The organism is Ensifer sp. VA4, assembly GCF_055710065.1.
In genome coordinates this window covers 17,922-31,145 of sequence record NZ_JBVQPO010000026.1, presented here as the reverse complement: position 1 = coordinate 31,145, position 13,224 = coordinate 17,922, and the positions used below count along the sequence as shown (strand labels likewise).

Here is a 13,224-nt window from a genome sequence, read left to right as displayed (position 1 = left end):
GCGGAGGGCGGCCGGTTCGCTTAGGGCTCGATATCCAGCTCGCGATAGCGACGGAAGATGCCGTCCTCGTTGAAGGCCAGCCGTCGCGGCGAAGCGAGATAGGCGCCAAGCCTTGGTCTTGCCTTGACCGAGGCATGCAGCTTCAAGAGGTTGGGGTACAGGTGCTCATAGTGCCGCATCGCCCTGGGAAAAGCATAGCGCAGTCCTTCGATCACCTGGAACAGCGAGAGATCGACATAGCTAACGGCGCTGCCAACGGCGTGACCGCCGCCCTCAGGGTTCTGCGCAAGAACGCGCTCGAAATAGCCGAGAAACTTCGGGATGCGGTTCGTGACGAATTCGGATGCGCGGGCCTTCGCCTCTTCCTTCTGGTCTTCGTAGTATTTCGACGTTGCAATCGGGTGGTGTGTGTCATGCACTTCGGCGACGAAATCGGTGATGGTGAGCTGCAGGCCGTTGGCGTACCAGCGCAGCGCCTCCTCCTTTGGTGCAAGGCCGAGCTTGGGACCGAGGTAGAGGAGGATGTTCGCCACATGGGAAATGATCTGGTCGCCGTCTCTTAGGAACGGCGGCGCGAAAGGGATGTGTGCTGCGGTGGTACTTCCCATGAGCTTCATCATCTCGCCGGTGCCGCGGTCAGCGACGCGTGTGACATCGACGTAAGCCGCGTCGGCATCTTCGAGCGCCAGTCGTACGAATTCGCCACGGCCCTGAATGCCGTTCCAGTAGTACAATTCATAAGTCATGGAAGCCTCTGTGGTTCTTGGGCATCCAGTTGATATAGGCCATCGGCGGTAAGCGGCGAGGCTGACGCAGCAATTGCGGCGCGCACGCTGTCGAACGGGCCGTGCCGCATGCTATGGCGCTGTGGAGATGCATCGGAAATCCAGGCGAGGGATGTTGGGGTGAGCAAACCGAACTATCGCGATATCGCCAAGTTGGCAGGCGTCGGAACCGCGACGGTCGAGCGGGTCCTGAACGGGCGCGGCGGCGTTCGCCCGGATCTGGTCGAAAAGGTCGTCGTCGCCGCCCGCACGCTGAATTACCCGCGCACGCTTCCCGATACCCATCGCGGGCTGCTGCGCATAGATGTGCTAATGGTGCGGCCCGAAACCACGTTCTATCGGCGGCTGTCCCAGGCGTTCCAGCGAATTGCCGAGACGCTCGATCCGCTCGTCGTCGTCCAGCGCAGCTTCGCCGAGGAAATGAAACCGGAGGAGATTGCTGGGCGAATTCTGTCGAGCGAGGTGCCGCGTGCCGGCCTGATCCTTGCAGTGCCCAACAGCCCGCTGATCAGCGCCGCGGTCGAAGCGGTCGTCGCGCGCGGTGTGCCGGTGGTCCATGTCGTCACGCGGGCATCCGAGACGCTCGGAGAGTTCGTCGGGATCGACAACCACGCCGCCGGAAGAACGGCGGCCCTCTTCATCGCCCGCATGGCGCGTCGGGCCGGCCCGGTCGTTGCCCTCTGCCATCCGATCTATCAGGTCCATCGCGATCGTATCAGCGGCTTTTCGGATTATTTCCGCGAACACCCAGGCGAACGTCGGTTCGAGTGGCTGGGCTTCACCCGCGACGAAGAACTCTACGGCGCCGAAGCGCTGCGATCGGCGCTCGAGATCTATCCTGATATGGCCGGGCTCTATAATGCGGGCGGGGCCAACGCGGCCCTGATCGATGTGCTTCGCCGGCATCCGCGCGGCAGGGAGATCTTTTTCGTCGGCCACGAGCTCACCGACTATACGCGCAACGCTCTTAGCGACGGCGTCATGGACGTCGTGCTCGACCAGGCACCTGAAGCTCAGGCCCGTCGCGCCCTTGATATTGTCCTCCGCCGAATCGGCCTTACCGAAATGGAACCCGACAGGGCGCCCATTCGCTTCATCACTGTCACGGCCGAAAGCCTTTGATCTGATTTGATCAAAGAAGGCTTCGTCGTTCAGGCCGCCTCCTGCTAGATTTTTGTCAAGAAGGAGGCCGGGCTCCAGCGGCGAACCGGAACCGGCAAAAGCGCTGAAGGCGCCCCTTCCATCAGTGAAATTGTGCGGAGCGCAGGCGATCCGCCGGGAGGAGAGCGTCATGGATGATCTGAAGTATGGAACGCGCAACAAGCGCGGCGACTGGGCGCCGAACCAGCCGATCGAGACGGCGCCGCTGTTTGCCTTTCCACCCAGGCTCGTGGCCCTGATCAAGTGGCTGCCGCACTATTTCTTTCCGTGGAATGCCATCTTCGCCGTTTCGGCGGTCGCCTATTGGGCCTGGGTGATTCCGCCGATGGGAGCGATGCAGACGCTTGGCATCGGCTGGATCGCCTGGCTTTACGCGGTGAACGCCGTCTGCGTGTTCCTGTTTTATGGCGCTTTCGAACTGCATCTGTATGTGCTGAAGCGGCAGGAAAACCGCTTCAAGTACAATGGCAAATTCCCGGCCGAGCAGAAGAGCAAGGCCTTCTGGTTCGAGAGCCAGAACCTCGACAACATCCTGCGCACCTTCCTTTCGGGCGTGACCATCTGGACTGCCGTCGAGGTCGCCATGCTCTGGGCCTATGCCAATGGTTATGCGCCATGGCTGAGCTTCGCGGAAAATCCCTGGGCGCTCGCCGCGGTCGCGCTCGTCGTGCCCGTGATCCACGAGTTCCACTTCTTCTGCATCCACCGGCTCATCCACACGCCGTTCCTCTACAAGTGGGTGCATTCGGTCCACCACAATTCGGTGAATCCGTCGCCGTGGTCGTCGCTGTCGATGCATCCGGTCGAGCACCTGCTCTACTTCGCAACGGCCTTGTATCATCTGATCCTGCCGTCCAACCCGATCCTGATGCTCTATCAGCTTCACTATGCGGGCTTCGGCGCCATTCCCGGCCACGTCGGCTTCGACAAGGTCGAGGTCGGCGAAAAGACCCTCGTCGATAGCCACGCCTATGCCCATTACCTGCACCACAAGTATTTCGAGGTGAACTACGGCGACGCGCTCATACCGCTCGATCGCTGGTTCGGCACCTGGCACGACGGCTCGGCCGAGGGCGAGGCGCGGATGCAGGAACGCTACCGCAAACGCAAGGAAAAACTCGCAGCCCGCAAGGCACGCAACACGATCGGGGAGGCAGCCAAATGAGCAACATGATCACCTGGGTACCAGCCTGCAAGCTTGAGGACATCGAACAGGAAGGCGCGATCCGCTTCGACCATGCGGGCCGCACCTATGCGGTCTACCGCGGCCCGGACGACAGCGTCTATTGCACTGCCGGTCTCTGCACCCATGAGGCGATCCATCTCGCCGATGGGCTGGTTATGGACTTCGAGGTGGAATGTCCCAAGCATTCCGGCGCCTTCGACTACCGCACCGGCGAGGCTCTCAGGCTTCCCGCCTGCGAAAACCTCAAGACCTACCCCGCCGAAATCGTCGACGGAGAGGTCCGCGTGGCGCTCGGCTAGAGCCGCCTTCGGCGCTGCCGTGCGCCGCGATTGATCGGGCCCGCCGGGCCTTCCGGAATGCGATCGGGTGATCCGGCACCCATTGGGAGGATATGATGAAATCCATGTACCTGGCGGCAGCGCTTGCCGCCTTGCTGGGAAGTGCTGCCTCGGCGGAGACGATCGGCGTCTCGATGCAGAGCTTCGACAACAATTTCCAGACCCTGCTGCGCGCCGGCGCATTTCTCCTGCCTGCGCCGGCCACTTTTTCCTGAGCGGGATGAGGAAACGTGCGCGCGGTTTTCCGCCCGCATCCCGCTCCAACTTACGATCTACGGAGCAAGTTATGGACGGCATCGTTATCATTGGCGCCGGGGAGTCCGGCACCCGTGCGGCCTTTGCGCTGCGGGAAACAGGGTTTTCCGGCAGCGTCACGCTGGTCGGCGCGGAACCGCATCTGCCCTATGAGCGCCCGCCGCTCTCGAAGCCATTGGATGGTGCGGTGCAGATGAAGCCGATCTGCAGGGGCGACGCGCTGGAGTCCGTCGGGATCGACTATCTTCAGGGCGTATCCGCCTTGAGGATCGACGCGGATGCCCGGTCCGTCGCTTTGAGCGATGGACGGACGCTCGCCTATGACAAGTTGCTGCTCGCCACCGGCGCCCGCCCGCGACGGCTCAATTGCCCGGGGGCCGAGCGCGCGCTCGATTTTCGCACCTATGCCGATGCGGCGGCGATCTTCGCCCGTGCCGAAGCCGGCAAAATGGTTGCGATCATTGGCGGCGGTCTGATCGGCTTGGAGCTTGCGGCCGTGCTGCGCGGCAAAGGGATCGCCGTCAGCGTCATCGAAATGGCGCCGAAGCCGCTCGGCCGCGCCGTTCCTCCGCGCTTCGCCACAAGACTCCACGCCCGCCATCAGGATGAAGGCGTTGTTTTTCATCTCGGGCAGAGTATCGCCGAAATCACTGACGATGCGATTGTTCTCGCCGATGGCATTGCGGTGCCGGCCGATATCGTTGTCGCAGCCATTGGCGTTCAGCCGGATATCGCGCTCGCCGAGGCGGCGGGGCTTGCGACAGGAAACGGCATTCTGACGGACGGTCATCTGCGGACCAGCGACCCGAATATTTATGCGGCTGGCGACTGCGCGGCCGTTGCTCAGCCGGGTGGAGGGCATGTGCGATTTGAAAGCTGGCGCAATGCGCGCAGCCAGGCGGAGACGGCGGCTCGGAACTTAGCCGGCGGCAAAGAAACACTCATGGCCATCCCCTGGTTCTGGTCCGATCAGTACGATCTCGGCCTCCAGGTAGCGGGCTTGCCGCATCCAGACCATCAGAGCGTTACGCGCCGGCTCGACGGCGGCGAACTCGAATTCTACCTGGATGGCGGGCGTCTCGTCGCGGCCGCAGGCCTCGGTCTCGGCAATAGTCTCGCCAAGGATATCAAGCTGGCGGAGATGCTGATTGCCGCCGGCGTCAGCCCTGACCCCGCTGCACTCGCCGACACGAGCGTGAACCTCAAGGCACTGCTCAAGAGCGCGCGGGCGGCCTGATGCAGACGCTGCTTGTCTTTCAATCACTCTGGGCGATGGAACGTCGGCATGCCGACGGCTACGAGCGCAGCCTCGAAGAAAACATCGCTGATATCGTCGCGGCCGGGTTCGACGGCATCAGCGCGCACTACACCAGCCGTCGCGACGTCGTTCGCCTTAACGAAGCGATCCGGGGCACCGGCCTGAAGATCGAGGGCGTCTGCTTTCCACGGACTGTCGAGGACCTGCGGCTGACGCTCGAACTGGCGACGGATTTTCCCGTCAGCCACATCGATCTGCAGGCGGATGTCCGTCCGCGCCGGATCGAGGACTGTCTGCCGCTTCTCGACGGATGGATGCGGCTCGCAGAGGAGACAGGCGTTCCCGTCTATATCGAGACCCACCGCCACCGGATCACCAGCGACCTGTTGTTCACGCTCGATCTCCTCGAGCATCGACCCGATCTGCCGCTTCTCGCCGACCTCTCGCACTATCTGGTTGGTCGCGAATTTGCCTTCCCGGTCGAAGAGGAAAGCCACGCGCAGATCCGGCGCATCCTCGACAACGCCGAGGCCTTTCACGGCCGTATCGGTTCGTGCCAACAGATTCAGGTCGAGATTTCCTTTCCGCACCATCGCCCCTGGGTCGATCTCTTCTGCGGCTGGTGGAGCTATGGTTTCGCCAATTGGCGAACCCGTGCTTCTGCCGATGCCGAACTGGTCATGACCTGCGAGCTTGGTCCCAGGCCCTATGCGATCACCAGGGCGGACGGCGAAGACTCCACGGACCGGTGGGCCGAAGCGCTCGCGCTTCGGCAAATGGTACGGCAGCTATGGGGTGAGAGCACAGACGCCTCGGGCAACAGGATGCCCGACGTGCGAATGCCGGCCCTCATCACGTAACGAACGAAGGCCGGAAGGGGAGATTGTGCTCAAGGCCGAGCCAGGGCGGGTTTTCCGCATACATTTCCTCGATCAGCTGCTTGATCAGCTCGATGTGGCGCGAATTGTCGCCGACCCGGTGGTTGAGGATGACAGGCGAGGTCGCGCGTTCCCCCTCGATCATGCGGTAGTGGAGATCCGAGCGCACCTGGCGCGCCGAGGAGGGGACAATGCAAAGACCCGCTTCCGAGGCGACAAGACCAAGGGCGCTCTGGATCTCGCGCACTTCATGCACCTCCGCCGGGCGCACATCGTGGGCGTGAAGCAGGCTTAGCACGTGGTCGGCATAGCTCGGGCGCGGCTCCTTCGGATAGACGATCAGCGTCTGGCCACCAAGCGCACTTAAGGGCAGGGGCGACGTTTCCTCAGCCAGCGGCGTGCCCTGGGGTATCGCCAAGGCGAGGCGTTCCTCACGCATGAGGATGCCGACGACGTTGGGATCGTTGTGGTGAAGCCGGCCGAAGCCGACATCGATCCGTCCTTCCTTTAACGCCGCGATCTGCTGCACCGACACCATCTCGAGCAACCGTATGTCGAGCTCGGGCGCGTTCTGGCGCAGCTTGCGCACGAGCGTCGGCAATCCGCCATAGAGCGTGGAGGCGACGAAGCCGATGGACAGGACGCGGTTCTGGTTGAGGCCAACGCGGCGCGTGGCCTCAACCATCTGCTCGACTCGCCCCAGAACCTGCAGCGACTGTTCGTAGAACAACCGGCCGGCCTCAGTCAGCCGCACCGGGCGGCTCTTGCGGATGATCAGCGGGACACCCAGCTCTTCTTCCAAAAGCTGGATTTGCCGGCTGAGCGGGGGCTGGGCGATGTGCAACTGCTCGGCGGCGCGCGTGAAATTGCGCTCACGGGCGACGGCGACGAAATAGCGAAGCTGGCGCAGATCCATGGTCTAGCTCCCGATACTTTCCTACTATTGCGGTATGTTGCAATGCGGCAACTGCCTGAATACCCGCAATCTTTGCCATACTATATCATAAAGGTATCATAGCGAACCTAATTGGTGTTGGACGCCGCCGGGTCCGCGGCGCACAGTCACGCCATGAACAAGATCCTTGCCCCCATTGCTCCGACCGCAGCCCTTTCCCCCGTTGTCGAACGGGTCGAAACGATGCTGGTCGACCTGCCGACCATCCGGCCGCACAAGCTCTCCGTTGCGACCATGACCGGCCAGACGCTGATGCTGGTGAAGGTGCACTGCAGCGACGGCACGGTTGGCATCGGCGAGGGCACGACGATCGGCGGTCTTGCCTATGGGGGCGAGAGCCCGGAAACGATGAAGCTTGCCATCGATACCTATTTCGCGCCTGTCATGATCGGCGAGGACGCGAGCCATGTCCGCGCTCTGATGGTGCGGATTGGCAAGGCGGTGAAGGAAAATCGCTTCGCCAAGAGCGCGGTGGAAACCGCCCTGCTCGACGCCCATGGCAAGCGTCTTGGCCTGCCGATCAGCGAACTGCTTGGTGGGGCATTGCGCAAGCGGCTGCCGGTCGCCTGGACGCTTGCCTCCGGCGATACCGCGAAAGACATTGCCGAGGCCGAGACGATGCTCGACCTTCGCCGCCATCGGATCTTCAAATTGAAGATCGGCGCCAGGCCTTTGAAGGACGATATCGCCCATGTGGCAGCGATCAAGCAGTCGCTGGGTGACCGCGGCGCCGTGCGTGTCGACGTCAACATGGCCTGGAGCGAATTCGAGGCGGCCTACGGCATGGCGGCGCTGGCGGAGGCCGGCTGTGAACTGATCGAACAGCCGGTCGCTTCGACGGCGGCGCTCAAGCGCCTGGTCCGTCGTTTCCCGGTGGCGCTGATGGCGGACGAGTCGCTCACCGGTCCGGAATCTGCCTTCGAGATAGCGAAGAGCAAAGGCGCCGACGTTTTTGCCGTCAAGATCGAGCAGAGCGGTGGCCTCTTCAATGCCCAGCGTGTCGCGGCGATCGCCGATGCCGCCGGCATCGAGCTCTATGGCGGCACGATGCTGGAAGGTGGCGTCGGCACGGCGGCGTCAGCCCATGTGTTTTCCACCTTCGCCAATCTGCAATGGGGCACGGAGCTTTTCGGCCCGCTGCTCTTGACCGAGGAAATTTTGGCGACGCCGCTCGATTACAGCGATTTCGAACTGACGGTGCCGGATGGACCGGGTCTCGGGATCGAACTCGACGAAGACCGCCTGAAGTTCTTTGCGCGCGACGGACTGCGCAAGACGATCAGCGTTGCAAAGTGAGGAGCAGGTCATGCTGTTTCACGTCAGAATGGACGTCTGCATTCCCCATGATTTCCCCGCCGAACAGGCGGCCGAAATTATCGCCCGGGAAAAGGCCTATTCGCAGGAGCTGCAGCGGAACGGCAAGTGGCGGCACATCTGGCGGATCGCCGGTGAGTACGCGAACTATAGTGTTTTCGACGTCAAGGACAATGCCGAGCTGCACGAGGTCCTCTCCGGCCTGCCGCTCTTCAAATTCATGGAGATCGCGGTGACGCCGCTTCTTCGGCATCCTTCATCGATCCGCGAGGACGATACCTAGAATTCGTTCAGCCGTCGCCGGGAGGTTGGCAGACGGCACCCGCTTTCAAACTGATCCAAGTGGAGGAATTGATATGAGCGTGAAGATTTTCGACAAGCCGGAGACCCAGGACTTCCTGAAGGTCTTGAGCGGCCTCGACAAGGACGGCGGCAACCCGCGCGTCAAAGAGATCGTGCACCGGCTGATGTCCGACCTGTTCAAGGCGATCGACGATCTCGACATCACTCCGGACGAATATTGGACTGGCATTGCCTGGTTGAACGAGATCGGTGCTGCCGGTCAGGCCGGCCTGATTTCGCCCGGCCTCGGCGTCGACCACTTCCTCGACGAACGTCTCGACGCGATCGACGAGGAGCTCGGCATCAAGAACCCGACGCCACGCACCATCGAAGGGCCGCTTTATGTCGCCGGCGCACCGGCTTCGGAAGGTTTCGCCCGCCTTGATGATGGCCGCGACACCAATGGCAAGACGCTGATCATGCACGGCACCGTCTATGGTCCTGACGGCAAGCCTCTCCAGGGAGCGACCGTCGAAGTCTGGCACTGCGACACCCGCGGCTTCTATTCCCACTTCGACCCGACCGGCCTGCAATCACCGTTCAACATGCGCCGCACGATCGTGACCGATACCAAGGGCTGTTACAAATTCCAGAGCATCGTGCCCCATGGTTACGGCGTCCCTCCAGGAAGCCCGACCGAACAGTTGCTCTCGGCGCTTGGACGCCATGGCCAGCGCCCGGCCCATATCCACTTCTTCATCAGCGCCGACGGCCACCGGAAGCTCACGACCCAGATCAACATCGCCGGCGACCCGCTGGTCAATGACGATTTCGCCTATGCGACGCGTGACGGCCTGGTGCCTGATGTTACCGAGCGGACCGACGAGGCGAGCATCAAGGCCAACAATCTCTCCGGCCCGTTTGCCGAGATCGAATTCGACATCCATCTCACCGCCTTGGTGAATGGCGTCGACAACCAGATCAACGAGCAGCGCAAGCGCGCTGCCGCCTGATCCTTTCCAGCGGCGGCCAAATGAGCCGCCGCCCCCGACACCGACATTGTTGCAATCGCCGAGCCGAACACGGGTCAGCCGTTTGCGGGAGAAGAACCATGTCTGCGATTATCGATAAAGCTGAGGCCCTCGACAACCTGCTCGCGACCGCGGTCGAGGATGATCATGAGGCCGGCACGTTCCGCTGCCGTCGCGACATCTTCACCAACGAAGATCTCTTCGAACTGGAGATGAAGCACATCTTCGAAAGCAACTGGGTCTACCTCGCCCACGAGAGCCAGATCCCCGAGAACAACGACTATTACACCACCTATATCGGCCGGCAGCCTGTCGTCGTCACCCGTGACAAGACAGGCGAGCTACACGCGGTCATCAATGCCTGTGCCCACCGCGGCGCGATGCTCTGTCGGCGCAAGCACGGCAACAAGGGCAGCTTCACCTGTCCCTTCCACGGCTGGACCTTCTCCAACACCGGTAAGCTCTTGAAGGTGAAGGACGAGAAGACGACGCAATATCCGCCGCAATTCGCGAAAGACGGCTCGCACGACCTGAAGCGCGTCGCCCGTTTCGAGAGCTACCGCGGCTTCCTGTTCGGCAGCCTGAACCCGGACGTCTCGTCGCTCGAAGACTATCTCGGCGAAACCAAGGTCATCATCGACCAGATCGTCGACCAGGCGCCCGACGGGCTCGAAGTGCTGCGCGGCAATTCCTCCTACATCTACGACGGGAACTGGAAGCTGCAGATGGAGAACGGCTGCGACGGTTATCACGTCAGCTCCGTGCACTGGAACTATGCCGCCACGATGGGCCGTCGCAACGAAGAGGGCACCAAGGCGGTCGACGCCAGCAGCTGGAGCCGCTCGATCGCCGGCGTCTATGGCTTCGACAATGGCCACATCCTGCTCTGGACCAACACTATGAACCCGGAGGTTCGGCCGATCTTCAGCCATCGCGAGGAGATCAAGGCGCGGGTCGGCGAGGTCCAGGCGGATTTCATCGTCAACCAGACACGCAACCTCTGCCTCTATCCGAATGTGTTCCTGATGGATCAGTTCAGCACGCAGATCCGCGTGACCCGCCCGATCAGTGTCGACAAGACCGAGATCAGCATCTTCTGCTTCGCGCCGAAGGGCGAAAGCACTGCCGATCGCACACTGCGCATCCGCCAATATGAGGATTTCTTCAACGTCTCCGGCATGGGCACAGCGGACGATCTCGAAGAGTTCCGCGCCTGCCAGCAAGGCTATGCCGGCATCACCGCGCTCTGGAACGACCTGTCGCGCGGTGCCCCGCTCTGGATCGATGGCCCGGACGAGAATGCCAGGCGCATGGGTATCGAGCCGCTGCTTTCGGGCGAGCGCAGCGAGGACGAAGGCCTCTTTGTCCGCCAGCACGAGTATTGGGTGAAGGTGATGCGCGCAGCGCTTGCCTCTGAAAGGAAGGGAGCGGTCGCATGAGCATCTCCTTTGAAGCCGCTTGCGCCTTTCTCTACCGCGAAGCGCGCCTGCTCGACGATCGCCAATGGGACGAATGGCTGACCTGCTATGCGCCCGACGTCAGCTACTGGATGCCCGCCTGGGACGACGACGATCAACTGACCGAGGATCCGCAGTCAGAGATCTCGCTGATCTATTATCCGAGCCGCGACGGCCTGGAAGATCGCGTCTTCCGCATCAAGACCGAACGTTCCGGTGCATCCACGCCGGAGCCGCGCACCAGTCACAACGTCACCAATGTCGAACGGGTGGCTGATCGCGGTGAGGAGGCGGACTTCCGCTACAACTTCCACACGCTCAACCACCGCTACAAGGTCACCGACCATTTCTTCGGGACCATGTTCGTCACGCTGCGCAAGAGCGGCGGTGAGCTCGTGATTTCGCGGAAGAAAATCGTGCTGAAGAACGACTACATCCGCCAGGTCATCGACGTCTACCACATCTGACGGTCGGCGCCTGACAAGACAGGAATGGGAGGAGCAACCATGGCCAGCTACAGGATCGCTTTGAATTTTGAGGACGGCGTCACTCGCTTCGTCGAATGCAGGGACGATGAGAAGGTGCTCGACGCCGCCTTCCGCAACAAGATCAACCTGCCGATGGACTGTTCCGACGGTGTATGCGGCACCTGCAAGTGCCGCGCCGAAAGCGGCGCTTATGACCTCGGCGACGACTTTATCGACGATGCGCTGACGGCGGACGAGGCTCAGAGCGGATTGGTGCTCACCTGTCAGATGAAGCCGTCGAGCGATTGCGTAATCGCGGTGCCGACGACGTCGGCCGCCTGCAAGACCGGACAGCAGAAGTTCGCGGCAACAGTCGCGCGTGTCACGCCACACAATGATGCGGCGATCGTGCTCGAACTGGATATCGAAGGTGCTGCGGCGCCGGCCTTTCTGCCCGGGCAGTATGTCAATATCGACGTGCCCGGCAGCGGCCAAAGCCGTTCCTATTCCTTCTCGTCGGCGCCCGGTGAACAGCGCATCTGCTTCCTGATCAAGAAGATCCCGGGCGGGGTGATGAGCACGTGGCTGGAGCGTGCCGAAGTCGGCGCGAAACTCAACCTGACCGGCCCGCTCGGCAGCTTCTATCTGCGCGAGGTCCATCGCCCCCTCCTGTTTCTGGCTGGCGGCACCGGCCTTGCGCCGTTCCTGTCGATGCTTGAACAACTCGCCCGCACAAACGCCGAGCAGAAGGTCCATCTCATCTACGGCGTCACCCGCGATCTGGACCTGGTGCTGGTCGACGAGATCGAGGCCTACGCCAAACTTCTTCCCAACTTCACTTACGCGACCGTCGTCGCGGACGCCGCCTCCAGCCATCCGCGCAAGGGGTGGGTCACCCAGCATATGCCGGAAGAGCTGCTCAACGGTGGTCATGTCGACGTCTATCTCTGCGGTCCGCCGCCGATGGTCGACGCGGTGCGCAAGCACTTCGACGAGAGTGGCATTACGCCCAACAGCTTCCACTACGAGAAGTTCACGCCGAATGTCGTGGCGAAGGAGGCAGCATGAAAACGGTCCTCTTTGCCGACCGTTTCGCCGGCAAAGTAATCGTGGTGACCGGTGCCGCCCAGGGCATCGGCCGTGCCGTGGCGCTGCGGGCCGCGGCGGAAGGCGGCAAGGTGCTGTTCGTCGACCGCGCCGATTTCGTCGCCGAGGTGGCGGCGGAGGCGGACAGTGAGCGGGCGACCGCCTTCGAAGCCGATCTCGAAACCCATGAGGGGGCGGCAGCGGCGATGCGCTTTGCTGCCGAAAGGTTCGGCGGCATCGACATCCTGATCAACAATGTCGGCGGTGCGATCCGTATGCGTCCCTTCGAGGAATTCGAGCCGGCGCAGATCGACGCGGAGATTCGCCGCTCGCTGATGCCCACGCTTTATTGCTGCCATGCCGTGCTGCCGCATCTCTTCGCTCGTGGCGGCGGCACCATTGTCAATGTGTCCTCAAACGCCACGCGCGGCATTCATCGTGTGCCCTATTCGGCGGCGAAGGGCGGCGTCAATGCCATCACCCAGTCGCTGGCGATGGAGCTTGCGGAGCGCAACATCCGGGTCGTCGCAACAGCGCCGGGTGGGACAGAGGCGCCGCCGCGCCGCATCCCGCGCAATGCGGAGGGTGACAGCGAAGCCGAGAAGTCCTGGATGGGGGACGTCTTTGCCCAGGTAAAGCAGTCGAGCTTCATGAAGCGCTACGGCAGCATCGAGGAGCAAGCGGCGCCCATTCTGTTCCTGGCCTCGGACGAGGCCTCCTACATCACCGGCAATGTGCTGCCGGTCGCCGGCGGCGATCTCGGCTGACGGT

At 62.4% G+C, this 13,224-nt stretch carries 14 protein-coding genes and 1 pseudogene; 13 read left to right on the top strand and 2 right to left on the bottom strand.

The window, feature by feature from the left end; all coding sequences use genetic code 11:
- Positions 1-20: 20 nt before the first annotated feature.
- Positions 21-746 (bottom strand): glutathione S-transferase, encoded by a 726-nt coding sequence (locus tag AC0C6X_RS28975; protein WP_472956451.1) that lies wholly within the window; start codon positions 744-746, stop codon positions 21-23.
- Positions 747-905: 159 nt separating this feature from the next.
- Here AC0C6X_RS28975 and AC0C6X_RS28970 point away from each other — a divergent pair, with 159 nt between their 5' ends.
- The 6 genes and pseudogenes from AC0C6X_RS28970 (at position 906) to AC0C6X_RS28945 (ending at position 5,843) form a co-directional block, all read left to right on the top strand.
- Entirely contained in the window at positions 906-1,907 is a 1,002-nt protein-coding gene (locus AC0C6X_RS28970) for a LacI family DNA-binding transcriptional regulator (protein ID WP_173519467.1), read from the top strand.
- A 169-nt stretch (positions 1,908-2,076) separates the two neighbouring features.
- Positions 2,077-3,111 (top strand): sterol desaturase family protein, encoded by a 1,035-nt coding sequence (locus AC0C6X_RS28965; RefSeq protein WP_173519468.1) that lies wholly within the window; start codon positions 2,077-2,079, stop codon positions 3,109-3,111.
- An 8-nt stretch (positions 3,112-3,119) separates the two neighbouring features.
- Complete coding sequence (locus AC0C6X_RS28960; protein WP_173520183.1) at positions 3,120-3,431, top strand: MocE family 2Fe-2S type ferredoxin; 312 nt, start codon at positions 3,120-3,122, stop codon at positions 3,429-3,431.
- Between the two features lie 95 nt (positions 3,432-3,526).
- Positions 3,527-3,649 (top strand): annotated as a pseudogene (locus AC0C6X_RS28955) (rhizopine-binding protein); the annotation flags it as partial.
- A 107-nt stretch (positions 3,650-3,756) separates the two neighbouring features.
- Positions 3,757-4,962, top strand: coding sequence for an NAD(P)/FAD-dependent oxidoreductase (locus AC0C6X_RS28950; RefSeq protein WP_173519469.1), 1,206 nt, complete (start codon positions 3,757-3,759; stop codon positions 4,960-4,962).
- Entirely contained in the window at positions 4,962-5,843 is an 882-nt protein-coding gene (locus tag AC0C6X_RS28945; RefSeq protein ID WP_173519470.1) for a sugar phosphate isomerase/epimerase family protein, read from the top strand. The genes AC0C6X_RS28950 and AC0C6X_RS28945 overlap by 1 nt, the downstream gene beginning before the upstream one ends.
- Here the strand turns inward: AC0C6X_RS28945 and AC0C6X_RS28940 are convergent.
- Complete coding sequence (locus AC0C6X_RS28940; RefSeq protein WP_173519471.1) at positions 5,836-6,777, bottom strand: LysR family transcriptional regulator; 942 nt, start codon at positions 6,775-6,777, stop codon at positions 5,836-5,838. The genes AC0C6X_RS28945 and AC0C6X_RS28940 overlap by 8 nt on opposite strands.
- A gap of 153 nt (positions 6,778-6,930) precedes the next feature.
- On the opposite strand from AC0C6X_RS28940, the gene AC0C6X_RS28935 reads away from it, so the two are divergent.
- From AC0C6X_RS28935 to benD, 7 genes are all read left to right on the top strand, one after another.
- The gene (locus tag AC0C6X_RS28935) at positions 6,931-8,112 is read left to right on the top strand and encodes a muconate/chloromuconate family cycloisomerase (RefSeq protein ID WP_472956450.1); all 1,182 of its coding nucleotides are present in this window, start codon (positions 6,931-6,933) and stop codon (positions 8,110-8,112) included.
- Between the two features lie 10 nt (positions 8,113-8,122).
- Positions 8,123-8,413: a muconolactone Delta-isomerase gene (gene catC, locus AC0C6X_RS28930; RefSeq protein ID WP_247959234.1), complete on the top strand. Its 291-nt coding sequence runs from the start codon at positions 8,123-8,125 to the stop codon at positions 8,411-8,413.
- 73 nt (positions 8,414-8,486) lie between these two features.
- Positions 8,487-9,425 (top strand): catechol 1,2-dioxygenase, encoded by a 939-nt coding sequence (gene catA, locus AC0C6X_RS28925; RefSeq protein WP_472956448.1) that lies wholly within the window; start codon positions 8,487-8,489, stop codon positions 9,423-9,425.
- A gap of 98 nt (positions 9,426-9,523) precedes the next feature.
- Complete coding sequence (locus AC0C6X_RS28920) at positions 9,524-10,882, top strand: Rieske 2Fe-2S domain-containing protein (RefSeq protein ID WP_247959232.1); 1,359 nt, start codon at positions 9,524-9,526, stop codon at positions 10,880-10,882.
- Positions 10,879-11,367, top strand: a complete 489-nt coding sequence (gene benB, locus AC0C6X_RS28915; RefSeq protein ID WP_173519476.1) for a benzoate 1,2-dioxygenase small subunit — start codon at positions 10,879-10,881, stop codon at positions 11,365-11,367. Before AC0C6X_RS28920 ends, benB begins: the two co-directional genes overlap by 4 nt.
- Before the next feature lie 39 nt (positions 11,368-11,406).
- On the top strand, positions 11,407-12,435 hold the full coding sequence (gene benC / locus AC0C6X_RS28910) for a benzoate 1,2-dioxygenase electron transfer component BenC (protein ID WP_173519477.1): 1,029 nt from the start codon (positions 11,407-11,409) through the stop codon (positions 12,433-12,435).
- Positions 12,432-13,220 carry a benzoate diol dehydrogenase BenD gene (gene benD / locus AC0C6X_RS28905; protein ID WP_173519478.1) on the top strand — a complete coding sequence of 263 codons (789 nt, stop codon included), beginning with the start codon at positions 12,432-12,434 and terminating at the stop codon, positions 13,218-13,220. Before benC ends, benD begins: the two co-directional genes overlap by 4 nt.
- The last annotated feature ends 4 nt before the right edge of the window (positions 13,221-13,224 follow it).

Excerpts from the sequence above, each read along its gene's own strand:
- AC0C6X_RS28975 (WP_472956451.1), bottom strand. The coding sequence starts at position 746 with ATGACTTATGAATTGTACTACTGGAACGGCATTCAGGGCCGTGGCGAA.
- AC0C6X_RS28965 (WP_173519468.1), top strand. The coding sequence starts at position 2,077 with ATGGATGATCTGAAGTATGGAACGCGCAACAAGCGCGGCGACTGGGCG.
- AC0C6X_RS28950 (WP_173519469.1), top strand. The coding sequence starts at position 3,757 with ATGGACGGCATCGTTATCATTGGCGCCGGGGAGTCCGGCACCCGTGCG.
- AC0C6X_RS28945 (WP_173519470.1), top strand. The coding sequence starts at position 4,962 with ATGCAGACGCTGCTTGTCTTTCAATCACTCTGGGCGATGGAACGTCGG.
- AC0C6X_RS28940 (WP_173519471.1), bottom strand. The coding sequence starts at position 6,777 with ATGGATCTGCGCCAGCTTCGCTATTTCGTCGCCGTCGCCCGTGAGCGC.
- AC0C6X_RS28935 (WP_472956450.1), top strand. The coding sequence starts at position 6,931 with ATGAACAAGATCCTTGCCCCCATTGCTCCGACCGCAGCCCTTTCCCCC.
- catC (WP_247959234.1), top strand. The coding sequence starts at position 8,123 with ATGCTGTTTCACGTCAGAATGGACGTCTGCATTCCCCATGATTTCCCC.
- catA (WP_472956448.1), top strand. The coding sequence starts at position 8,487 with ATGAGCGTGAAGATTTTCGACAAGCCGGAGACCCAGGACTTCCTGAAG.
- AC0C6X_RS28920 (WP_247959232.1), top strand. The coding sequence starts at position 9,524 with ATGTCTGCGATTATCGATAAAGCTGAGGCCCTCGACAACCTGCTCGCG.
- benB (WP_173519476.1), top strand. The coding sequence starts at position 10,879 with ATGAGCATCTCCTTTGAAGCCGCTTGCGCCTTTCTCTACCGCGAAGCG.
- benC (WP_173519477.1), top strand. The coding sequence starts at position 11,407 with ATGGCCAGCTACAGGATCGCTTTGAATTTTGAGGACGGCGTCACTCGC.
- benD (WP_173519478.1), top strand. The coding sequence starts at position 12,432 with ATGAAAACGGTCCTCTTTGCCGACCGTTTCGCCGGCAAAGTAATCGTG.